At 68.9% G+C, this 22,174-nt stretch carries 25 protein-coding genes; 15 read left to right on the top strand and 10 right to left on the bottom strand.

The window, feature by feature from the left end:
- Positions 1-125: 125 nt before the first annotated feature.
- The 3 genes from C472_RS02325 to C472_RS02335 all read left to right on the top strand — a co-directional run bounded on the left by C472_RS02325 (position 126) and on the right by C472_RS02335 (position 3,028).
- Complete coding sequence (locus C472_RS02325) at positions 126-668, top strand: hypothetical protein (protein ID WP_006628176.1); 543 nt, start codon at positions 126-128, stop codon at positions 666-668.
- A 96-nt stretch (positions 669-764) separates the two neighbouring features.
- Positions 765-2,273 (top strand): RtcB family protein, encoded by a 1,509-nt coding sequence (locus C472_RS02330; protein WP_006628177.1) that lies wholly within the window; start codon positions 765-767, stop codon positions 2,271-2,273.
- Positions 2,274-2,338: 65 nt separating this feature from the next.
- Positions 2,339-3,028 (top strand): hypothetical protein, encoded by a 690-nt coding sequence (locus tag C472_RS02335; protein WP_006628178.1) that lies wholly within the window; start codon positions 2,339-2,341, stop codon positions 3,026-3,028.
- A gap of 21 nt (positions 3,029-3,049) precedes the next feature.
- Here the strand turns inward: C472_RS02335 and C472_RS02340 are convergent, their stop codons facing one another.
- The 5 genes from C472_RS02340 to C472_RS02355 form a co-directional block, all read right to left on the bottom strand.
- Entirely contained in the window at positions 3,050-3,778 is a 729-nt protein-coding gene (locus C472_RS02340; RefSeq protein ID WP_006628179.1) for an SDR family NAD(P)-dependent oxidoreductase, read from the bottom strand.
- 58 nt (positions 3,779-3,836) lie between these two features.
- Complete coding sequence (locus tag C472_RS02345; protein WP_006628180.1) at positions 3,837-4,148, bottom strand: MTH1187 family thiamine-binding protein; 312 nt, start codon at positions 4,146-4,148, stop codon at positions 3,837-3,839.
- Positions 4,149-4,243: 95 nt separating this feature from the next.
- On the bottom strand, positions 4,244-4,744 hold the full coding sequence (locus tag C472_RS16130; protein WP_082238223.1) for a hypothetical protein: 501 nt from the start codon (positions 4,742-4,744) through the stop codon (positions 4,244-4,246).
- Positions 4,745-5,190: 446 nt separating this feature from the next.
- Complete coding sequence (locus tag C472_RS02350) at positions 5,191-6,126, bottom strand: alpha/beta hydrolase (RefSeq protein WP_006628181.1); 936 nt, start codon at positions 6,124-6,126, stop codon at positions 5,191-5,193.
- Entirely contained in the window at positions 6,123-6,575 is a 453-nt protein-coding gene (locus C472_RS02355) for a hypothetical protein (RefSeq protein WP_006628182.1), read from the bottom strand. Before C472_RS02355 ends, C472_RS02350 begins: the two co-directional genes overlap by 4 nt.
- Positions 6,576-6,820: 245 nt before the next feature.
- Between C472_RS02355 and C472_RS02360 the strand changes: the two genes are divergently transcribed.
- The 4 genes from C472_RS02360 to C472_RS16835 all read left to right on the top strand — a co-directional run bounded on the left by C472_RS02360 (position 6,821) and on the right by C472_RS16835 (position 11,020).
- Entirely contained in the window at positions 6,821-7,957 is a 1,137-nt protein-coding gene (locus tag C472_RS02360; protein WP_006628183.1) for a DUF4013 domain-containing protein, read from the top strand.
- Positions 7,958-7,982: 25 nt separating this feature from the next.
- The gene (locus tag C472_RS02365; protein WP_006628184.1) at positions 7,983-9,050 is read left to right on the top strand and encodes an mRNA surveillance protein pelota; all 1,068 of its coding nucleotides are present in this window, start codon (positions 7,983-7,985) and stop codon (positions 9,048-9,050) included.
- 427 nt (positions 9,051-9,477) lie between these two features.
- Positions 9,478-10,053 (top strand): hypothetical protein, encoded by a 576-nt coding sequence (locus tag C472_RS02370; RefSeq protein ID WP_006628185.1) that lies wholly within the window; start codon positions 9,478-9,480, stop codon positions 10,051-10,053.
- A 169-nt stretch (positions 10,054-10,222) separates the two neighbouring features.
- Complete coding sequence (locus C472_RS16835) at positions 10,223-11,020, top strand: hypothetical protein (RefSeq protein WP_152420587.1); 798 nt, start codon at positions 10,223-10,225, stop codon at positions 11,018-11,020.
- A 2-nt stretch (positions 11,021-11,022) separates the two neighbouring features.
- Here C472_RS16835 and C472_RS16135 read toward each other — a convergent pair whose 3' ends face one another.
- A complete protein-coding gene (locus C472_RS16135) occupies positions 11,023-11,664 on the bottom strand; it encodes a rhomboid family intramembrane serine protease (RefSeq protein WP_006628187.1) in 642 nt (213 codons plus the stop codon).
- Between the two features lie 182 nt (positions 11,665-11,846).
- On the bottom strand, positions 11,847-13,640 hold the full coding sequence (gene infB, locus C472_RS02380; RefSeq protein ID WP_006628188.1) for a translation initiation factor IF-2: 1,794 nt from the start codon (positions 13,638-13,640) through the stop codon (positions 11,847-11,849).
- 158 nt (positions 13,641-13,798) lie between these two features.
- Here infB and C472_RS02385 point away from each other — a divergent pair, with 158 nt between their 5' ends.
- The 3 genes from C472_RS02385 to C472_RS02395 all read left to right on the top strand — a co-directional run bounded on the left by C472_RS02385 (position 13,799) and on the right by C472_RS02395 (position 15,720).
- A complete protein-coding gene (locus tag C472_RS02385; protein ID WP_006628189.1) occupies positions 13,799-14,044 on the top strand; it encodes a PRC-barrel domain-containing protein in 246 nt (81 codons plus the stop codon).
- Positions 14,044-14,502, top strand: coding sequence for an NOB1 family endonuclease (locus C472_RS02390; protein ID WP_006628190.1), 459 nt, complete (start codon positions 14,044-14,046; stop codon positions 14,500-14,502). The genes C472_RS02385 and C472_RS02390 overlap by 1 nt, the downstream gene beginning before the upstream one ends.
- Positions 14,503-14,619: 117 nt before the next feature.
- On the top strand, positions 14,620-15,720 hold the full coding sequence (locus C472_RS02395) for a DUF2891 domain-containing protein (protein WP_006628191.1): 1,101 nt from the start codon (positions 14,620-14,622) through the stop codon (positions 15,718-15,720).
- Here the strand turns inward: C472_RS02395 and uppS are convergent.
- Positions 15,717-16,688 carry a polyprenyl diphosphate synthase gene (gene uppS / locus C472_RS02400; RefSeq protein WP_006628192.1) on the bottom strand — a complete coding sequence of 324 codons (972 nt, stop codon included), beginning with the start codon at positions 16,686-16,688 and terminating at the stop codon, positions 15,717-15,719. The two genes, C472_RS02395 and uppS, sit on opposite strands and share 4 nt — an antisense overlap.
- Before the next feature lie 64 nt (positions 16,689-16,752).
- Between uppS and lwrS the strand changes: the two genes are divergently transcribed.
- From lwrS to C472_RS02415, 3 genes are all read left to right on the top strand, one after another.
- Complete coding sequence (lwrS, locus tag C472_RS02405) at positions 16,753-17,136, top strand: LWR-salt protein (protein WP_006628193.1); 384 nt, start codon at positions 16,753-16,755, stop codon at positions 17,134-17,136.
- Positions 17,137-17,187: 51 nt separating this feature from the next.
- Positions 17,188-17,544 (top strand): hypothetical protein, encoded by a 357-nt coding sequence (locus C472_RS02410; protein WP_049906218.1) that lies wholly within the window; start codon positions 17,188-17,190, stop codon positions 17,542-17,544.
- A 67-nt stretch (positions 17,545-17,611) separates the two neighbouring features.
- Positions 17,612-18,265, top strand: a complete 654-nt coding sequence (locus C472_RS02415; protein WP_006628195.1) for an HAD family hydrolase — start codon at positions 17,612-17,614, stop codon at positions 18,263-18,265.
- A gap of 62 nt (positions 18,266-18,327) precedes the next feature.
- Here the strand turns inward: C472_RS02415 and C472_RS17965 are convergent, their stop codons facing one another.
- A complete protein-coding gene (locus C472_RS17965) occupies positions 18,328-18,606 on the bottom strand; it encodes a hypothetical protein (RefSeq protein WP_006628196.1) in 279 nt (92 codons plus the stop codon).
- Between the two features lie 215 nt (positions 18,607-18,821).
- Between C472_RS17965 and C472_RS02425 the strand changes: the two genes are divergently transcribed.
- Positions 18,822-19,211, top strand: coding sequence for a helix-turn-helix transcriptional regulator (locus C472_RS02425; RefSeq protein WP_006628197.1), 390 nt, complete (start codon positions 18,822-18,824; stop codon positions 19,209-19,211).
- Positions 19,212-19,236: 25 nt separating this feature from the next.
- Positions 19,237-19,734, top strand: coding sequence for a CopG family ribbon-helix-helix protein (locus C472_RS02430; RefSeq protein ID WP_049906219.1), 498 nt, complete (start codon positions 19,237-19,239; stop codon positions 19,732-19,734).
- A 19-nt stretch (positions 19,735-19,753) separates the two neighbouring features.
- Here the strand turns inward: C472_RS02430 and C472_RS02435 are convergent, their stop codons facing one another.
- Positions 19,754-21,991 (bottom strand): AAA family ATPase, encoded by a 2,238-nt coding sequence (locus C472_RS02435; RefSeq protein ID WP_006628199.1) that lies wholly within the window; start codon positions 21,989-21,991, stop codon positions 19,754-19,756.
- Positions 21,992-22,174 lie beyond the last annotated feature (183 nt).

The following is a 22,174-nucleotide window of genomic DNA, read 5'->3' on the forward strand; positions in this document are numbered from 1 at the left end:
GCTCAGAGATGTGTATAAGAGACAGGTGGTACGCGTACGTCGTGTTCGACGTGTGACGAACGCTCGCGGCCACGGACGGCGGAATCGGTGAAAACCGTTATGGATTTCGAGTTCCTTGGTAACGTATGTCGAACCCTGGTCGAGACGAGGCGATCGAACCGACCGACCCCGGCCGGCGTTGGCGGGCCGGCGCGGCCGCCGGATTCGTCGCCGGCGCGGTGATGGGGGTCCTGCTCCACGGCGCGCTGGGGCTCATGCCGACGATCGGCGCGCTGATCGGCGTCGAGACGACGCTCGCGGGGTGGCTCGTCCACCTGTTCAACAGCGCGCTGTTCGGCGCGTTCTTCGTCGCCGTCTTCGACCGGTCCTTCTTCGCGGAGATGCGCGAGGACGTGGGAGGGTGCGTCTCGCTCGGTGTCGTCCACTCCGCGCTGCTCGGCGTGCTCACCGGCGGGCTGCTGTTGCCGGCCGCCATCGCGATCGAGGGCGCGACGTCGCTCCCGGTGCCGACGCTCCCGTTCCCGGGACTCACCGCGAGCTTCGAGTTCGGCGTCGTCATCGCGGTCGCGCACCTCGCCTACGGCGTCGTGCTGGGGCGAGCGTTCGCCGCGTTCACCCTCGCCGACGGCGGGATCGGGTGGCTCCCGATCGATCCCGCGAACCGGTAGCGGTCACGGTCACGGCCGCGGGCGTCGGCGACGACGCCTGCCGCGTCGCGCCCGCCTGACGCAACGCCCTTCCCCGCCCGCGTCGAACTCCGGCGTATGACCACGCGCGAAGTCGCCGGATTCGAGCTGCGGAAGGTGCGCGAACACGTCTGGGAGCTCCCCCGCGAGGGCGACATGAACGTCCCCGCGCGGGTGCTCGCCAGCGAGTCGCTCCTCGAAGAGATCGGCGGGGACGACACCCTCGAACAGCTCCGCAACGCGACGCACCTCCCCGGGATCGCCGCGCCCGCGCTGTGTATGCCCGACGGCCACCAGGGGTACGGGTTCCCGGTCGGCGGCGTCGGCGCGATCGACGCCGAGAACGGCTGTATATCCCCCGGAGCGGTCGGCTACGACATCAACTGCGGCGTCCGCATGGTGCGGACGGACCTCACCTACGACGACGTGCGGGGCCGCGAGGAGGAGTTGGTCGACGCGCTGTTCGAGGCGATCCCCTCGGGGCTGGGCGGCGGCGGCGTCATCGGCGGGACCGCGGACGCGATCGAGGGGGCCTTAGAGCGCGGCGTCGAGTGGGCCGTCGAGGAAGGGTACGGTGTCGAGAGCGACCTCGCGCGCTGCGAGGACGAGGGCCGACGCCTCGACGCCCGCCCGGAGTACGTCTCCCAGAAGGCGATGGACCGCGGTCGCAACCAGATGGGGTCGCTCGGCTCGGGGAACCACTTCCTCGAGGTCCAGCGCGTCACCGACGTGTTCCGCGAGGACGTCGCCGCCGAGTACGGCCTCCGCGAGGACGGGATCGTCGTCCTGATCCACTGCGGGAGCCGCGGGCTGGGCCACCAGACGTGTAACGACTACCTCCGCCGGATCGAGCGGGAGCACGGCGACCTCCTCGACGACCTGCCGGACAAGGAGCTGGCGGCCGCTCCGGCCGGCTCGGAGCTGGCCGAGGAGTACTACGGGGCGATGGGCGCGTGCATCAACTTCGCGTGGGCGAACCGCCAGCTGATCACCCACCAGGCCCGCGAGACGTTCGGCGAGGTGTTCGACGCCGACCCGATCGACGACCTCGGAATGGAACTGCTGTACGACGTGGCACACAACATCGCGAAGAAGGAGACCCACGAGATCGGCGTCGACGCCGACGGGAACCCGGCCGTCGGCGACGCGGTCGCCGACCGCGAGGAGCGCGAGCTGTACGTCCACCGCAAGGGCGCGACGCGGGCGTTCCCCGCGGGCAACGCGGACGTGCCCGAGGTCTACCGCGGCGTGGGTCAGCCGGTCATCATCCCGGGGAGCATGGGGGCCGGCTCGTACGTCCTCCGAGGCGGCGACGAGTCGATGTCGGTGTCGTTCGGCTCGACCGCGCACGGTGCCGGCCGCCTGATGAGCCGGACGCAGGCGAAACAGGAGTTCTGGGGCGGCGACGTACAGGACGACCTGGAGGACGGCCAGCAGATCTACGTGAAAGCGGAGTCGGGCGCGACCATCGCGGAGGAGGCCCCCGGCGTCTACAAGGACATCGACGAGGTGATCCGCGTCAGCGACGACCTCGGCATCGGCGACAAGGTCGCGCGGACGTTCCCGGTGTGTAACATCAAGGGCTGACTTCGGGCGGCGACGGTCGGCCGACCGGACGCTTATGTCGGATACCGCGGCCACCCCGAGGCGAGATGAGCGATCACTCGCGGAACGGCGGTTCGTCCGAGGCGGTCTCTCGTCGGTCGCTACTGAGTGGCGTCGCCGCAGTCGGAGGGTCGGGGCTCGCCGGCATCGGCGCGCTCGCCGCGTCGAGCCGACCGGCGGCCGCGGTCGACGGCGACCCCGCGGCATTCGAGGCCGGCGACGCGCCGACGGTCACGAGCAACGACGGGCGGATCGAGTCCGTCTATCTCTCGCCGAGGGTGACGGTGTCGTGGACCGACTTCTCGGAGGGCGTCGAGCGCGTGACGCTCTCGCTCGCCGTGGGGGCCGACGCCGGCGTCGACGAGGTGTATCGGGAGACGCTGACCGCCGCGGAGTCGGACGCGACGCCCGGAGACGTCGCCTCGGTCGAGGGGTCGACGGAGGGGAACGCCGACGCTCCACTCGACTTCGACGCGGTTGACGGCGGGCTCGCGGTTCGGTTCGCGCGCGCCGACGCGACCGCACGGGGCGACGCGGTGACGAGCGAGACGCTCTCCGCGACCGATCTACCGGGAGGAGAAGCGGAGACGACGACGCTGGACGTGGTGTTCCGTGCGGACGTCGCCGGCGGCGGCGACGAGGCGACCGTCGTCCGAACGACGACCGTCGACGTGACGGTCGAGAACCCCGCCGGCGACGCGACGGCGGGCGGCGAGGTGGACGTGGACGCCGCGTAGCCCGAACCGGTCGGACCCCGATCAGAGGTGCATCCCGCCGTCGACCCCCAACACCTCCCCGTGGACGTGGTCGTTGTCGATCAGGTAGCGGACGGAGTCGGCGACGGTCGCCGGGTCGCAGGCGTACTCGGGGAGGTGGGTGTCGACGTTCTCGTGGCCCCGGAACTCGATCGATTCGAGGTGATCGAGGATGACGTCGTTGAGGTCGGTGTCGACCGGCCCGGGAGCGACCGCGTTGACTTGGACGCCGTCCGGGCCGAGTTCCCGGGCCAGCGCGCGTGTCAGTCCGTGGAGGCCGGCCTTGCTCGCGGCGTACCCGGCGTCGACCGTGCCGAGCGTGCCGCCGACGCTGGAGAGGAAGACGACGTCGCCCCCGCTCTCGCGGAGGTGCGGAGCCGCGGCGCGGGTGACGCGGAACGCGCCCGAGAGGTTGGTGCCGATCACCGACTCCCAGGCCTCGTCGGTCGTCTCCTCCAGTCGGCTCGGCCGCGTGATGCCGGCGTTGTTGACGACCGCGTCGAGCGAGCCGAACTCGTCGACGGCCGTCTCGATCAGTCGGTCCGCGGCCGCGCTCTCGCTCACGTCGGCCCGAACCGTCACGGCCGACCCGCCCGCGTCGCGGACCCGTCGCGCCGTCTCGGCGGCGGCCTCCTCATCGGACCGGTAGTCGACAACGACGTCGCGGTCGGCGAGTTCGACCGCGGTCGCTCGCCCGATGCCCCGACTCGCTCCGGTGACTACGACTGCCATGCGACCGAGAAGCAATTACTGACTGATACTACTAACGAATATCTTCGGGCGGGTCGCCTCAGCGCTCCCGCTTCGCCTCCCGGCCGAGGTGGTCCTCGACGGCGGTGACCTTGTCGGCGGCCGACGACTCGCTCGTCCGCTTGTCGTCGATCTTGAGGACCGTGGAGACGCGGTCGCCGTCGACCGCCTCGTGGGCGGCCGCCGCGGCCGCGAACAGCGTCTCCGCGTCGTCGGCCTCGATGACGGTCCCCATCGGATTCGTCTCGTAGCTCACGTCGAAGTCGTCGAGCGCGGCGACGGCCTTCGCGACCTCGTCCGCCATGCTCTCCTCGATCACCGGCGCGACGCTCAACATCGCGATCGCTGTCATAGAGTTTGCTGGGCGGTGCGGTCACTTAAGCGGTCGGCGCGGATCGATAGTCGTCAGACGATCTCGGCGAGGTAAGCCAGTCAGACGAATTCCGGTCACGGATTACCGATCGCCGATACCGCCCACGAAAATTCCCCGCCTTCCGACACTCTCCCCTCCAGTGTCCGACCAGTAATGTCGGCATCCGGATGAACCGGTTTGAAGACGGTTCGTGCGGAGTCTTCTCCGGGGTACTCGTCGTCGAGCGTGAAGCGAACATCGTACCAGACTTGCGACTCGAACACGGCCTCATAGGTCCGTGCCTCTCCGGGTTCAACAACCGCCGTCGCGGTTAGATCGCGTTGAGGGACTACGACATCGGGAGTTCCGGTAACCGTGTCGTGCCCGTCTACTCGTTCACCGATCGTCGTCCCCATGTCGAGAACTTCGACGGAGATCTCGTGTGGAACGGAATGGTCGTTGCGGAAGTTCAAACTCCCCGCGGGCGGGTCCTCCGGAGACTCTGTCGAACGAATTTCGGAACAGCCTGCCACCGAGACACCCGTTCCTGCTATTCCCACGGCCTTCAGGAACGAACGCCGACGGAGGGAGGGCATACAGTAGTGTTCGAATCCAGCTTCAATAGTCTTCCTGAGCGGATCACGCGTGGGTAATAAATTGTCACCAGCGACCGTTTCTGGTCGAAGCGCGTCTGAAGCGTGGTATTTCAGCGGAACCTATCAGTTGTGAATCGCCGATCAACGGGGGCCACTGCCGAAGCCCCAGCCGCGAGGCGGGCGCACGTTCGCTGTGGTCCTCACTCGGTCGCTATCGCTCCCTCGTTGCGGTCCTTACGTCACCTGCGCCCGCCTCGCGGCTGCCCCTTCGAGTCCCCCCCCGCACAGCACCGCAGCCTCGTTCCTCCCCAGCCTCGTCAGCCGGCCTCCGCTTCGCTCCGGCCGACTGACTCCCTCGCACGCGCTCCTCGCGGCCGCCGAGGGCGGCCGCTCGTAGGCGCGCGCCACCGCAGCGGTCGATCAGGACAAGTCGCAGTGGGAGGGCGTTACTCCAGCGCGTCTTTGAGGAAGGACAGCTGGTGACCGATCGCGCCCTCGAAGTCGTCGCCGAGCACCGAGAAGTGGTCCGCGGGCATCGAGACCACCGTGCCGCGGTCGAGTCGCTCGCCGGCCGCCGCGACCGCGTCGGCGTCGACGATGGAGTCGTCGGTCCCGGCCAAGAGGAGCGTCGGGGCGCTGATCTCGTCGAGGCGCGTGACGGGTCGGTAGCCGACCAGTCCGAGCAGCGACCGCGCGGGGGTCTCGTTGCGCCACGCCGAGTCGCGGTCGACCAAGTCGATGTACTTCCGCTTCGTTCCGGGCTCCGTGATCGCCGCGAGCTCTTCCGTCCCGCCCACGATGGGGACGGTGCGGCCGCGACCGAACCGGTCGCCGATCCGGTCGCGGAGTCCCGCGGCGGCGGCGCGCGCGAGGTACCGTCCGCCGCGTCGCAGGGCGATCGCGCGCCCGTCGAGCATCGGGACGAGGCCGACGACCGCGTCGACGTCGCGGCGCTCCGCGGCGAGCGTGAGGACGTGCGCGGCCGACAGCGACGCGCCCCACAACACGAGGTCGTCGCCGACGGCGTCGACGCGCTCCACGCGGTCGATCGCGGCCGCGTACGCCGCGCGCTGTCGGCCCAGATCGATCGCCTGCGAGTCCCCGTCGGAGTCGCCGAATCCGGGGTGATCGAAGAGGAGGGCCGCGTAGCCCGCGTCGGCGAACCGCTCCGCGACCGCGGGGTAGCCGAACGTCCGCTCGGCACCGAGTCCGGGGGCCATCACGACGACCGGGGGGTCGTCGGGGTCGCCGCCGGGGAGATACAGCGTCCCGCGGCAGGTCGCGCCGTCGACGTCGAACGCCACCGCGCGCGTTGCGAACCGCTCGCGGGCCGGGCGCGACAGCCGTCGCTGCGCCCGGTTGACCGGGTTGCGGCGGGTCACCGGTCGGCCACCTCGTCGGTCTCGTCGGCCACCTCGTCGGTCTCGTCGGCCACCTCGTCGGTCTCGTCGGCCACCTCGTCGATTTCGTCGGCCTCCCCGTCGGTCTCGTGGGTGACGGTGTCGAGCACGCGGGCCGAGAACTCCGTCTCGGAGATCTCGTAGCTGTTGAGCGCCTCGAACCACTCCGCTTCGGCGTGCCACGTGCCGAGGACGTCGCCCGGGGACCGGACGACCGTTCCCTCGACGCGGACCGGGTCCCACTCGTCCGCCTCCGCGCGGTCGATGAGCGCGTTGAGCGCGCGCCCGATCTCGCCGCGGTGGATCTCGCGGCCGGGGAACGCCGTCATGTACGTCAGCTCCAGCGGGTCGCCGGGGTCGATCGATTCGACGCTGACGCCGTAGCTGCGGAGCGCCGGCTCCACGTCGGCCGTCCGCTCGTCGCCGGTCATACCCGATCCGTCGGCGGGGCGGGATAAATCGGTACCGGCACGCGACGGCGGCGCGGCTGGAGAACGAGCGGAACGAACGTCGAACGAAAGCCGCGGACGGGGGGCCCGGCCGCCCGAAGGCGACCGGAAGTGGGTTGTCAGAGGCACACGATTTCCCGCGCGGCCGGTTGTCGCTACTCCGCGAAGCGACATAAACGCTCGGGCCGGGGACCATTTATCCCGCTCCCGCCCCTGTGTCGGGTCACATGCTCACCGGGGCCGCGACGGCGCTGAAGCGAACCGACGACGCCGCGGGCGTCATCATCGTCGGCGGGGTGGTGACCCTGCTCGCGTGGGCCCTGACGCCGCTGTGGCTCGCCGGCGTCCTCTTCGTCAGCCCGGTGTTCCTCGTCGCGACCCCGGTCGCGCTCGCGCCGTGGCTCGTCGTCCGCGGCTACTTCGTCCGCGTGACGCGCCACGCGGTCGACGCGGGGGCCGCGGCGGACGCGCCCCCGCTCGTCGCTTGGGGGGAGTTGGTCCGCGACGGGCTCAAGTCGGTCCTGCTGTCGGCGGCGCTGCTCGCGCCGCTCGCGGGCGGACTCGCGGTCGTCGTCGGTGCGGCCGCCGCGCTCGTCGCCGGCCCCGTCGACCCGACATCGGTCGCGGCCAGCGTCGAATCGACGCTCGGACCGAACGGGCCGGCGGCGGTCGCCGCGGTCGCCGGCGCTGCCGTCGCCGCGCTCGTCGGCGCGTACCTCCTCGCGTTCGCGTACGTCCGGCCCGCGGCGCTCGCCGTGTTCGCGGCCTCCGGCCGGCTCAGGAGCGGCCTGAACCCGCGGCGGGTGGTCGGCGTCGCCGCGACCGGTCCGTACGCCACCGGGTGGATGCTCGGCGTCGCGGCGCTCGCGGTCGGCTCCGCCGTCGCCGCGCCCGCGATACCGCTGGTCGTCGGCGTCGCGGTCGCGTTCGCCGTTCGGGTCGTCGCCCACGGCCTCTACGGACGCGGGGCCGGCAGGGCGATGGCCGGAGGGCCGGCGGACGGAAGGGCGACGGCGAACCCGGGCCCGGAGTCGGCCGACGCGCCGAGCCCCGGCGACGCCGACAGCGGACGCGACCTCGCCGACAGCGGACGCGTCGTGTCCGATCGCGGCCCCACCGCTGATCGCGGGCGCGACGGCCCGCCGACGCCCGTCGTGTCCGGCGACGGCGGCCGACCGGTGCGGGACGAACCGCCGGCCGCGGTTCAGGTCGGTCGCGCGGTTCCGGTCGAGGGCGACCACGACGCCGCTGGAGACGACCGCGGCGTCACCGCCGCCGACCGCGACGCCGGGGGAGACCGTTCGGACTCCGACGGCGGCTTCGAGTGGGGGCCGGCGCTGGACGACCCGGAAGACAAGGGTTGATACGGTCCCGAGCGAACCCACGGCCATGCGCATCTCCGAGCGGGGGTACGGCGAGGAGGGCCGGGAGCGGCTCACGCTCGTCCCCGAGAACGTCGACGACCTCTGGCACCTCGCGCACGTCCTCGAACCCGGGGACCTCGTCGAGGGCGACACGACGCGACGGATCCAGCGGAACGACGACCAGATGCGGGACACCGGCGGGCAGCGCGAGCACATCTTCGTCACCTTACAGGTCGAGGACGTGGAGTTCGCGCGGTTCGCCAACCGCCTCCGCGTCTCGGGCGTGATCGTCGGCTGCTCGCGGGAGGACCAGCTCAACGCCCACCACACGCTCAACGTCGAGGAACACGACGAGATCACCGTCGAGAAGCACTTCAAGCCCGACCAGACGGAGCGACTGGAGGAGGCCACCGAGGCCGCAGAGAACCCCGACGTGGCCATCGCGACCGTCGAGGAGGGGGCCGCGTTCGTCCACACGGTCCAGCAGTACGGCACCGAGGAGTACGCCTCGTTCACGAAGCCGACCGGGAAGGGGGAGTACTCCCGGCCGCGCGAGGAGCTGTTCGCCGAGCTCGGCGACGCGCTCGCGCACCTCGACGCCGATGCGGTCATCCTCGCGGGACCGGGGTTCACCAAGCAGGACGCCCGCGACTACGTCGACGAGGAGTACCGCGACCTCTCCGACCGCGTCACCACGGTCGACACCTCCGCGGCGGGGGACCGCGGCGTCCACGAGGTTCTGAAACGCGGCGCGGTCGACGAGGTACAGAAGGAGACCCGCATCTCGAAGGAGGCGAACCTCATCGACGAGCTGACCGAGAACATCGCGAAGGGCGCGAAGGCGACGTACGGCCCCGAGGACGTGGCCGAGGCGGCCGAGTTCGGCGCGATCGAGACGCTGCTCGTCGTCGACGAGCGGCTCCGCACCGAGCGCCAGAACGACGGGGACTGGGAGATCGACGTGAACGAGGTGATCGAGTCGGTCGAACAGCAGGGCGGCGACGTGGTGGTCTTCTCCTCCGAGTTCGCGCCCGGCGAACAGCTGTCGAACCTCGGCGGCATCGCCGCAATCTTACGCTACCGGCTTCAGTGAACCACGAATTTTGAACTGCGGTGGCGCGTGCCGGCGAGCGCCCGGAGGGCGCGAGGCGCACGCGCGAGGGACGCGGCGACCGGAGCGAAGCGAAGGGAGCCGCGAGGCTGGGGAGGCGTGAGGTGCGGTCGCTGTGCGGGGCGGGACTCGAAGGGGCAGCCGGGAGGCGGACGCAGGCGACGTAAGCACCGCAGCGAAGGAGCGACAGCGACTGAGCGAGGAGCACAGCGAGCGTGCGTCCGCCTCCCGGCTGGGGCTTCGATGGTGTTCGTGTCGATCAGCTGTTTATCTCCAATTCCTACATCGTACAGCCTCCCGGCTGGGGCTTCGGCGGTCGTGTTCTCTCAGGAAGTCGAATCGTTCCCACCGAAATCAATCACGTACAGCGGCCGTGACCTTATGAGAGCGCGTCGTCAACACCGGATCGATGGCGGACCGATCCGGCGGTGACGAGGCCGTCTCGACGACCGCCGACCGTGAGAGCACCGACGACCCCGACGCCGACCCCCACCCCTCCGACGCCGACCCCCTCCCGGACGACATCGACGCGGGCGTCGACGAGGAGGTGAAACGCCGGCTCCGCGAGGCGTACCTCAACGACGAGGAGAACGTCCTGATCGTCACGCGGGTGCGATCCGTCGGCGACCGCGTCGTCGTCGAGATGCGCCCGCCCCACGGCGACGCCACGCACACCGAGCGGTTCGACGCGCCCCGCGACGGGTCGCTGGCGGAGTCCGAGGCGTTCCTCGACTTCCTGGACGCGGCCGGCGTCTCGCCGCTCGACGTGGACGAACTCGTCGGCGCTCGCGTCCCCGCGACCTACGACCCCGACGAGGGCTGGCGGGTCGACCCCGCGTACCGCGCCGGGTCGGCGGCGGGCGGCGGAAACCGGTTCGCAGACGCCCGCGAGTGGCTGTGGACCTACCGGACGTGGCTGCTCGCCGCGCTGCTCGTCGGCGGCGAGTTAGCGTTCGTCGCCGTGGTAATTCTGGTGTACGCGTGAGACGAGGGACCAAATATATCGGACATTATCGGAAGCAAATCTGATGGTGATAGCGAATTAGATGATTCTGAAACCACAGATGAAGATGTGGAGAGTCTAATAATAGACTGAATTGAGAGAAGAAGTACTGAAGGAAGAGTCAAAAGGTGAGGAAAGCAACAATTAGCACATGGATCGTAGACAGTACATTTCCATAGCAGGTGTTGGTACACTTAGTACATTAGCAGGTTGTTCAGGAGATCCCTCTGGAATCATTAGCGATGATTCAGAAGGATCAGATTCATCAGAAAATCCTGAATCAGAAGATGGGGATCAGTCTGGCAATGATGGCTCTGAGAACGAGGATCAATCCACCTCTGGCTCTTCGGACGATATTATTCAGACTACTTTAGAAGGAAGTGGGTCTAGTCTCCGAGAAGTCTCAATTGAGAACAACGGCGTCGTTGTGCTTAGTGCCGATACAGATTCTAATCTGGAGATTTTGTTTCTTAACGCAAGTGAAGAAGTCGTAGATTCCGTTGAGGTAGAACTTGACCAACCATTCAGAAGAACGATAGTAGAACTTCCTGCCGAGGAATACGCTGTAGATATTCAGACAGAGGGCGATTGGAGTATCACTATTGAACAACATCCAGTTGTATCCCCAGAAGAAGTAGACACCAGCTTCCCTGTGGAGATCGAAGCAAATAGCGAGGAAGTTTTTGGACCATTCTTGCTTGAGGGATTTTACCGACCAGTAGTTCAGACTAATGGGTCTATGGCAGTGAGATTTTTTGATCAAAATGGAGTTCCAGTTAATGATCCAATAATTTTCGAGGCGTCAAGTGATTACGACGAATCCCCGGTAGAGTTAGATCCAATTAATATCGACAGCGTATGCTGGATGAACGGGATTCTTGCTGAGGCACGATATCGGGACGAAGAAGACGAGCTATACTACAATCTTAGACTTGAAGAGCCAGAATAACCTTATTTTGCCCTCAATAAGTGGAATCTTCCTGCTATCAGCCCGATAACAGCACCAGTAAAGTGAGCCATAATACCGCTTCCTTCTGGTGAAAAGTAGAGTGTAATACCAGACGCCAGAATAAGAACCAGAGCAGAGATCGTCTTTCCAGAGACGTAATCAGCAAGTGGATTCGCTATTGCTAGATATCCCATTAAGGCAAATCCAGCCCCACTAGCTCCAAGGGCAGGAATTGCTGTTCCATAGTACTCCATAATAACAGCTTGAGTAACTCCAGCAACAACTCCGCTGAAGATGAAGAATAGGTGGAAGCGAATCCAAGACGAATTGAGTGAGATAATCCCTCCAACAATAGCGATTACCGTAGCATTGCTAATCAGATGCGTCGTATTGGCGTGTGCGTAAATAGAGAGAATGATGGATTCTGGATGTTCATCTAGTGGTGTTGTGAAAACAAACGGTTCAGTCACACCACCAGCACCCATAAAGGCAGTCCATCCAACAATAGAAACCACACACATTACACTCAGAGTCTGTAAAACTGGATTCCAGAATAGAAGCGATCCGATACTCTGATCAGAATCCTTCTTCTCAGTGTCCTCGTCTGGATCTTGTAGAGAGTCAGGAATGGAGGGTGAAGACATACACTCAACTTCAGCAGCAAGCTACAAAAGTGGTACCGCAAGGCTCTGTTGAAATCCTCAGAGATTACGGATACGTCCAGTAGCCTGACCGGATACAAGCCCTCCGAAAATCGCAGTTGCTCCAGTTTGATGAGTAGGCATTTGACCTGGCCCCGCGTACAGTCAACCGCTACTCTTCGAAATTATTTCCCCCAGAAGGGGTCCCGCTTGCGACGCGTCTCCAAGTAGCCCTGGAGCGCCTCGCGCTCGTCGGCGGTGATCTCCTCTTTCAGCTCCTGCTCTAGGATCTTCGCGTGCTTCTCGGGCACGTCGGTCCAGAGGGTGTCGCCCTCCTCGATGTCGCGCCCGACCGTCGGGCCGTCGATGGCGATGCTGACGCGCTCGCCCGAGCGGGCCTCGTCGACGTCCTCGCCCTGCTTTTGAATCCCGGAGAGGCCGCCGACGCGCTCGAACTCGTTGCCCTCGAAGTAGCCGACGTTGCGGTTGTTCTGGAGCGTGCCAGCGATGATCTCGACGCCGACGACCGCGGGGTCGTTCTGCCGGAACGTGTGGTCGGGGAGGATGCGGAAGCGGGCGGGGCGCACCACCTTGTCCAGCACCGTCTCCTGTTGGGCGCGCTGCTTCTCCTCAACGTAGCGCTCGTAGTCCTCGACCAGCTGGTAGATGACCTCGTTTTTGAACAGCTTCACGTCCGCGTTCTCAAGGTCGGACTCCGCGTTCTGGAGGAGGTCGACGTTGAAGCCTAAGATCGCCTTGTGTTCGTCCTGGTTGGCGGTCTCCGCGACGGCGATGTCGCGGGGCGCGATGTCGCCGACCTCGGCGCGCAGGATGGGGACCTCGGCCTCGCGGAGGGCGTTCGCCATCGCCTCCAGCGAGCCGAGCGTGTCGGCCTTGACGACGACGCCGTTCTCGGCGGTGTCGACCTCGATCTCCGCGAGCTCGGCTTTCACCTCCTCGATGACCTCGTCGACGGTGCGGTCGCGGACGACGCGGACCGGCGCGCCCGCCATCGCCTGATCGAGGTCGGGCGCGGCGATCTTCACGCCGGCCGCGGCCCCGATCTCGCCGACCTTCTCGAACTCCTTCTCGGTGCGGATCTCCGCGAGCGGGCGCGGGCGGAGCAGCGCGCGGACCTCGGTGACGATCGGCTCGTTTTGGCCCCCGACGACGATCTGATCGCCGTTGCGGATCACGCCGTCGTAGACGACGGTGTCGACGGTGGCCCCGAACCCGCGCTCGTCTTTCACTTCGAGGACCGTCCCCTCCCCCGGTCCCCGAACGTCGATGGCCATCTCCTCTTTCATGAACCGCTGGGAGAGTCCCATCAGGACCGTCAGCAGGTCCGGGACGCCCTCGGCGGTCAGCGCCGACAGCGGGACGACCCCGATGTTCTTCTGGAAGTCCTGGACGCGCCAGTAGAGGTCCGCGGAGAAGCCGGCGTCCGACAGCTGGCCGATGATCTCGTAGAGGTTCTCGTCGAGCATCGACTTCGCGCGCTCGGACTGCGCCTCCATGCTCCGCTGGATCGGTTCGCCGTCCTGCGGGTTCCACCCCGGGGTCGTGTCGACCTTGTTGGCCGCGACGACGAAGGGGGTCCCGGTCCGCCGGAGGATGTCGATCGCCTCCTCCGTCTGCGGCTGGAAGCCGTCGTTGACGTCGACGACCAGCACCGCGATGTCGGCGAGCGCGCCGCCGCGGGCGCGCAGCGTCGAGAAGGAGTGGTGGCCGGGCGTGTCGATGAACAGCAGGCCGGGCAGATCGAAGTCCGACGGGTCGATCAGCTCGCCGGCCATCCCGGAGATGGTGTCGAGCGGGATGTCCGTCGCCCCGATGTGTTGGGTGATCGCGCCGGCCTCGCCCTCGCTGACGGCGGAGCCGCGGATCGTGTCGAGCAGGCTCGTCTTGCCGTGGTCGACGTGGCCCAGCACGGCGACGATGGGGGTTCGCAGGGTGTCCGCGTGTGTGTGGTCGGTCATATGTGATCGCCCCGAGAAGGTTATACCGTCCGTTCCGCCCGGCCGTCAGTTAAGCCTTTCAAAATGCCGCGACGAACCGAGGCGGAGAACGCGGGCTCCGTCCGTCGTCCGTCCGACGGCCCGTGGCGTTTAATACCGTCGCCCGGGACCGTGCGGGTATGGTCGACATCCTCGCGGAGAACCTCTCCGGGAAGGCGGTGATGAGCGCCGACGGCACGGAGCTCGGGGACCTGTACAACATCACGATGAACCTCGAGTCCGGCGAGCTGAACCACCTGCTGGTCAGCCCGCACGAACAGCTCAGGCCCGGACGCGTCGACTTCGACGTCGACGAGATGGGGCGGCTCCGAGTACCGGTTGCGAACGTGCAGGCGGTGAAAGACTACATCGTCGTCGCCCGCTGATGGAAGTCCTCGACTCGTCCGCGTTCATCCGCGAGTACACCACCGACGACGACGTGGTCTCCATCCCGGCGGTCCACGAGGAGCTCACCGGCGAGGTGGCGCTCCGCTTCGACGCGATGGAGGGCTCCGGGATGACGGTCCACGTGCCCGCACCGGAGGCGGTCGACCGGGTCCGCCGCGCCGCGAAGGGGTCGGGCGACGCCGCGGAGCTGTCCGACACCGACATCCGGCTGATCGCGACCGCGCTGGAGCTTCACGCGACGCTCGTTACCGACGACTACGCGATGCAGAACGTCGCCGAGCGGCTCGACCTGCCGGTCGAGGCGATCGCCCGCGACGGCATCTCGGAGGAGCGGGAGTGGCGGTTCCAGTGCGTCGGCTGTAACCGGACCTTCGACGAGAACAAAGAGCGGTGCCCGATCTGCGGGAGCGACCTCACGAGAAAGAACCCAGCCTGAGCGGTCGGAGTCGAACGTAACTCCGCACGAACTGATTCTGCGTGCGACGGATTCTCCGCGTGGCAGCCGATCGCACGCGACCGACCGATTGAACAGGCGGCCCGCCGACCCTCGGACGTGAACGCCTTCGAGGATCTCTCGCCGGACGCGCTGCGCGACGGACGGGCGGACGCGATTGACGACGCCGTCGCGACGGCGCTCGCCGCGCACCCGCTCGACGGGGTCGAGACCGAGTACCCGCACTATCAGGGGGTCGTCGAGGGGCCGGAGGCACCGCCGCGCCCCGCCGAGAATCATCCGGTCTTCTACGGCTGCTTCGACTGGCACTCGGCGGTCCACAGCCACTGGGCGCTCGTGCGCGCGCTGCGGCTCGTCCCCGATCACCCCGACGAGACCGCGATCGAGACATCCATCGACGAGCGGCTGACCGCGGAGAACGTCGCGAGCGAGGTCGCGTACCTCGACGAGAACCCGGGCTTCGAGGAGCCGTACGGCTGGTCGTGGTTGCTCCGGCTCGCCGCCGAACTCCGCCTCTGGGACGACCCGCGCGCCGAGGCGTGGGGCGAGGCGCTCGGCCCCCTCGAAGACCGGGTCCGCCGCGGGGTCCGCGAGTCGTTCCTCGACGTCGACCGCCCGCAGCGCGTCGGCACGCACGGCAACACCGCGTTCGCGCTCGCCGGCGTCCTCGACTACGCCCGGGTCGTCGGCGACGACGACATCGAACGCGAGACCGAGGCGACGGCCCGCCGGCTCTACGCGGACGACGCCGACCCGGTCGTGGGCGCGGAGCCGGTCGGGTGGGACTTCGTCTCGCCCGCGCTCGCCGAGGCCGACCTCATGCGGCGCGTCCTCGACTCGGAGGCGTTCGCGGCGTGGCTCGACGAGTTCCTCCCGGACCTCACCGAGCCGCCGCACGACGCGCTGCTCTCGCCCGTCGACGTCGAACCCGACGAGGGTGACGGCGCGGCGATGCACCTGATCGGGCTCAACGTCTCCCGGGCGTGGTGTCTCGCGGGGCTGGCCGACGCGCTGGCGGAGCGAGAGGGGCCGGCGGCCGACCGCCTCCGAGGGCCGCTGGACGACGCGGCGCGCCGCCACGCCGAGGCCGGGGCCGCGGACGTGCTCACCGACGACTACGCGGGGTCGCACTGGCTCTCCTCGTTCGCGCTGTACCTGCTGACGCGGAACGAGGGCGGGATCGCTCCCGGGCCGGCTTAGCCCGTCTCCGTCGGCTCCGGGGACTCGCCCTCGACCGGGGCGGCCGGGTCGGGCTCGGCGACCCCGAGGGCGTCGTCCGAGAGGTCGCTGCCGTCGAGCCGCGGGACGCGCTCCCGGAGCCGGGAGGCGGCGGCGCGGGCCTCGGCGAACTCAACCTCGGCGAGCGCGCGGACCAGCGCGGCGGCCCGCTCCGCCCGCGCGCGCTGCCACGACTCCTCGCGCGACTCGTAGGTGCGGATCGCGCGCAGGAAGTCGGCCTCGGAGAACTCCGGCCAGTAGGGCGCACAGAAGTAGACGGCGGCCTCGTTCCCGTTGGCGTGCCACGGGAGGAAGTTCGAGGTGCGCTCGTCGCCGCCCGTGCGGACGATCAGGTCGACGTCGCGGATCGGGCGGTCGTACAGCCGGGACTCGACGGTCTCGACGTCGACCGCCTCGGGGTCCATCTCGCCGGCGTCGACCTCCCGGGCGACGTCGCGGGCGGCGTCGAGCAGCTCGGTCCGGCCGCCGTACGCCAGCGCGACGTTGAGCGTGAACCGGTCGTTTGCGGCGGTGCGTCGCTCCGCGTACTCGACCGCGTCGCGGACGCGGGGCGGGAGGCGGGGCACGTCGCCGATCGCCCGGACCCGCACGCCCTGCTCGTGGACGCGGTCGGCGTCGGCGAACTCCCGGAGCTTGCGCTCCAGCAGGTCGAAGAGGGGTTCCAGCTCCTCGTCGGGGCGCTCGAAGTTCTCCGTGGAGAAGGCGTAGAGGGTGAGCTCCGAGACGCCGAGGTCGGCGCACCAGTCGAGGACGCGCTCCGTGGTGTCCGCGCCGGCGCGGTGGCCGTCCGGGGCGTCGTCGCCGCGCTCGCGGGCGTACCGACGGTTCCCGTCCTGAATGACGGCGACGTGGTCGGGGACGTCGTCGATCTCGCGGCGCAGGTGCCGCCCGTACGCGCGCTCGACGACGCCGCGGAGCCGGTCCAGCATTCAGGTTAGTTCACCGGACCGAGGGATATGTACTTTTACCCTCGGGACCCGCGGACCACACGCGATGGACGCCGCCTACGTCTTCCGCGTCGAAGTCCGGTTCGAACCGCCGGAGGCCGCCGTCGACCCCGATCGGTTCGAGACGACGGCGGAGATCCCGGCGAGCGAGCCCGGCACCGACGGGTGGCTGTTCTTCCGCGACCGCCTGTGGCGCGGCGAAGTCGGCGACGACCCGTCGTTCCGACGGCTGGCGGCGTCGCGGCTGGGCGTCGCGGACGCCGCGGGCGTCGCCGTCGCCGCCGCCGACTTCCGCGAACTCCGCACCGACGAGGCGTACCTCGACGCGCTGAAAGACGCGATCGCGGCGGACTTGCCCCGGTTCAACGCCGACTCGGCCGACGAAGTTCTCCACAAGTACCTCGGGTCGTCGGTCCACGTCCGGGGCTGAGCGGCTGGTGCGAGGAGGTGATTTATTCCGGCTCGCGGCGGTCCGTCCGGTATGTGCCCTCCCTCCGACGAGGTGACCGAGACGCTCTCCGAGACGGCGGACCCTGCGGACGGGGCGACCGAGCGCGAGTCCGTCGGCGAGGCGACCGAGCGCGACGCCCCCGAGTACGACGCCGTCGACCGCTACTGGATCGTCCGGCAGGCCGTCGAGGACGCCCTGATGAACGTGTTCTGGACGTTCGTCCTGCTCGGGTTCGGCCTCGCCCTGCTGGCGGGGGGCGTGCTCGCGATGTTCGGTAACGGCGACTCACAGATTTCGCTTCTCGTCGGCGTCGCGCTGGTCGGTCTCGGCGTCGGAAACGTCGCCGTCGCGCTCGACGTGTCGATCCCGTTCTTGAGCGCCGACTGAGCGCGTTTCGAACGGCTTCGGAGCCGCTTCACAACCCATTTATCCGGTGCCGTCGTAGGGTTGTCGAATGCGCCCCGCCGACTACGACTTCCACCTGTTCGACCTCGACGGGACCCTCGTCGACGCCGAGTGGGAGTACACGCGGACGGTGTTCGACCGGGTCGGCGACCGACTGGGCCGCGAATTCACCGACCGGGAGGCGTACGTCCTCTGGCACGGGCTGGGCGGCCCGCGCGGCGAGACGCTCCGCGACCTCGGGGTCGACCCGGACGCGTTCTGGCCGGCGTTCCACGCCGTCGAGGACCCGGTCGCCCGCGCGGAGGCGACGTTCCTCCACGACGACGCCGCGCGCCTGCTCGACCGCGTGGCGGAGGTCGGCGGTCCCACCGGGCTCGTCACCCACTGTCAGGAGTTCCTCGCCGACCCCGTCCTCGACCGCGTCGGCCTCGACGGCCGCTTCGACGCGGTCGTCTGCTGTACCGACGAGACCGGGTGGAAACCCGACCCGGACCCGATCGAGGCCGCGATGGAGTCGCTCGGCGTCGACCCCGGTCGACACCGCGGCTACTACGTCGGCGACGGCGAGAGCGACGTGGCGGCCGCCTGGAACGCCGGGCTCGACGCGGTCCACGTCGAGCGCGTCGGCCACGAGGACCGCGGACGGTGCGTTCTCGGCGACCGGCGCGTCGGCGGGCTAGACGAGCTGGTGGAGCCGACCTGAGCCGCCGTCGCACGCTCGGCGGTCGCGCCGCTCGCTCGGTCGCGCCGCTCGCTCGGTCGCCCCTACGACCCGGTCGGAGCGCGGAACCGCTCCTTGCCGCACTTCGGACAGCGCTCCACGACCTCGTCCGGGCCGACCGCACCGCTCCGATCGGTCGCTCCGCGCGGACCGGCCACCCCGTCCGAACCGGCCACCCCGTCCGAACCGGCCACCCCGTCCGAATCGGACACCGCGTCCGAACCGGCCACCCCGTCCGAACCCGTCGCTCCGTTCCGGTCGATCACCACGGCGCGTCGCTCGTACCGGTGTCGGCAGACGAGACGTCGGATGGTCGCGCGCATATCGATCCGGACAACAATCGCCGATAAAGAAAGTTCCGTAGAAACGTATTTATACACATAATACGGTTCATTCGTGTGTTTATCATCCAAAACAGTGTCTAGAAAGGCACTCTATCTGGTTAGGAAGAAATGATTGTCATTTCGGATATCCGGAGCAGACACCCTCGGCCGCCCGGGACCGAAACCGTCGTGAGGCGTCGGCCGAACCCGTCCGTATGACGAAGTGGTTCCACAGCGGCCGCCGCCGCGACCTCTGCGCGCTGCTGTACGACCACGGCGAACTGCGCGCGCAGTCGGCGAAGAGTCGGCTCGAATCGCACTACGACGAGCGGATCGACCCCGGTTCCTTCTACAGCACCCTCTCCGCGCTCGTCGAGAGCGGCCACCTCGACCGGCGGACCGAGGGGATCGCCGACGTGTACACGCTCACCGAGGCGGGCGAGGCCGCGCTGCTCGACCACTACGGGTGGCTCGGCGAGCGGATCGACGGCGGCGACGGCGACAGCGGCGACGGCGACAGCGGCAGCGGCGGGGACAGCGGCGGCGGCGACAGCGGCGGCGACGGGGACGCCTCGGGGGGCGACGAGCCGGACCTCAAGCATTAACAACTTCTGCTGCGTGGGTTAATACATGACAGTCGTCAGCGTCTCCATGCCCGAGGAGTTACTCGAACGGATCGACCAGTTCTCCGAGGAACACGGCTACACCGGCCGCAGCGAGGTGGTCCGCGAGGCGTCCCGGAACCTCCTCGGCGAGTTCGAGGACGCGAAACTGGAAGACCGCGCGCTGATGGCCGTGGTGACCGTCCTCTTCAACTACGAGACGACGAGCGTCGAGGAGCGGATGATGCGGCTGCGCCACGAACACGAGGGGATCGTCGCGTCGAACTTCCACAGCCACGTCGGCTCACAGTACTGCATGGAGCTGTTCGTGCTGGAGGGCTGTCTGGAAGAGATCTCGACGTTCGTGGGGAAGGTCCGCGCGACGAAGGACACGCTCACGGTCGACTACAGCGTCACGCCCGTCGACGAGTTCGGCGCGGGCGCGCTCGGCGAGGGCGGCGCGCACGCCCACGGCGGGCACGGCTCCGCGGAGGACACCGAGGACGCATCCGCCGGAGAGGACTGAACCGACGCGACGGCCGCGGTCAGGCGGTCTCGGGGCGGACAGATTCGAGCGCCGCGTCGAAGTCCGCGTCGGTGATCCCGACCTCGTCGGCGTGGTCGTTGGCCGCCTCGCCGTGCTCGTCGGCGACGCGCTCGATGGCGCGCATCGCGGCGGCCCGCGACAGGGCGGCGATCTCCGCGCCGGAGTACCCCTCCGTCTCGTCGGCGAGCCGGTCGAGGTCCACGTCGGCGACGACCGGTTTCTCGCGGGTGTGAACGTCGAGGATCTTGCGGCGCGACTCGCGGTCCGGCTCGGGCACCTCGACGTGCGTCTCTAGGCGGCCCGGACGGAGCAGCGCGCGGTCGAGCGCGTTCCGCCGGTTGGTGGCCGCGAGGACGACGAGGTTCGGGTTGTCGCTGGCGCGGTCCAGTTCCGTCAGCAGCTGCGAGACGACGCGCTCGCCGACGCCCGAGCCGTCGCCGCCGGCCGCGTCGCGATCGGTCGCGACCGCGTCGATCTCGTCGAAGAAGACGATCGCGGGGGCCGCCTGCCGGGCGCGGTCGAACAGCTCCCGGACCGCCTTCTCCGACTCGCCGACGTACCGGTCGAGCAGCTCCGGCCCGGCGACCTGAATGAAGTTGACGCCGCTCTCGCCGGCGATGGCGCGCGCGAGCATCGTCTTCCCGGTCCCCGGCGGCCCGTGGAGGAGGACGCCCGTCGGCGGGTCAGCGCCCGCGGCGTCGAACAGCGGCCCGTAGGACAGCGGCCACGTCACGGCGCGTTCGAGCGCCGCCTTCGCGTCGTCGAGACCCCCGACGTCGGTGAAGTCCGTCGTCGGCTGCTCGGCGACGTACTCGCGCATCGCGCTCGGCTCGACGTTCGCGTGGGCGGCCTCGAAGTCCGCCTTGCCGACGGTCACGTCGTCGAGCGCCCGCGCGTCGGACTCGCGCGCTCGCCGGAGGGCGGTCAGCGCTGCCTCCTGCGCGAGCCCCTCGATGTCGGCCCCGACGAACCCGTGTGTGCGGCTCGCGATCCGGTCCAAGTCAACGTCGTCCGCGAGCGGCATCCGCCGCGTGTGGACGTCGAGGATCTGGCGGCGGCCCGCCTCGCCGGGGACGCCGATCTCGATCTCGCGGTCGAAGCGCCCGCCCCGGCGGAGCGCGGGGTCGATGGTGTCGACGCGGTTCGTCGCGCCGATGACGATCACGTCGCCGCGGGCGTCGAGCCCGTCCATCAGCGAGAGCAACTGGCCGACGACGCGGTTCTCCACGTCGCCGCCGTCGTCCCGTTTCCCCGCGATCGAGTCGATCTCGTCGAAGAAGATTATCGCCGGGGCGTCCTCGCTCGCGCGCTCGAACACCTCGCGCAGGCGCTCCTCGGACTCCCCCTTGTACTTCGACATGATCTCCGGGCCGTCGACGGTGATGAACGTCGCGTTCACCTCGTTGGCGACCGCGCGGGCGATGAGCGTCTTCCCCGTCCCCGGCGGCCCGTGAAGGAGGACGCCCTTCGGCGGGTCGATGCCGAGCCGAGTGAACACCTCCGGCTCGGAGAGCGGGAGCTCGATCGTCTCCCGGACCAGCTCAAGCTCCTCGTCGAGGCCGCCGATGTCCTCGTAGGTCGCGCCCGCCGTGCGCTCCTCGGGCGGCGAGTCGCCGGCGGCGGGCCGGCCGTCGGTCCCGGGCGGCCCCGACCGGTCGGCGGGTTCCGCGTCCGGGCCGCTCCCGGCTCGCGCGGGGGCGTCCGCGGAATCCGCCCCGGAGTCCGCGTCCCCCTCGTAGGCGACCGACACGTCGGTCGAGGCGGTGACGCGGACGGTCCCCGCGGGGTCGGTCAGGGCGACGACGAAGCGGAGGCCGCCGAGCCGCTCGACGTGGACGGCCTCGCCCTCGGTGACGGGGCGGTCGCGGAGCTCTCGGGAGAGCGCCCGCTCTATCACCTCGCGGCTCACGTCCACGTCGGCGAGGCGGCCGGGGGCGGAGAGGGTGACGGCGTCCGCGTCGGCGACGTCGACGGGGGCGACCGTGACGGTGTCGCCGACCTTCACGCCGGCGTTCGCGCGGGTGTCGGCGTCGATGAGGACGGAGCCCTCGGCGGCGTCGGGGCCGCCGGGCCACACCTTCGCGACCGCGGTGCGCTCGCCGCGCACCTCGACCGTGTCGCCGCTGAGGAGGGCGAGCCGCTTGCGGGCCGACTCGGGGAGCCTGGCGATGCCCCGGCCCGCGTCCCGCTTCTCGGCGGCACGCACCGTGAGCCGGAGCCCTGCGGTGTCGTTCATACGCCTCGTTCTCGCCGGCGGCTCTTTACGCTTATCCGGTTCCGACGTGATCCGATCTCCGCTCGCGAAGCTGAGCGGAGAACGGCCGGAGCGGTGGCGACGACTGCTTATAAATGGTAGTTGCGGTGGCGCGTGCCTGCGAGCGGCCGCCACCGGCGGCCGCGAAGCAGCGTCGCGCGAGGG

Source organism: Halorubrum tebenquichense DSM 14210 (genome assembly GCF_000337415.1).
Lineage (GTDB): Archaea > Halobacteriota > Halobacteria > Halobacteriales > Haloferacaceae > Halorubrum > Halorubrum tebenquichense.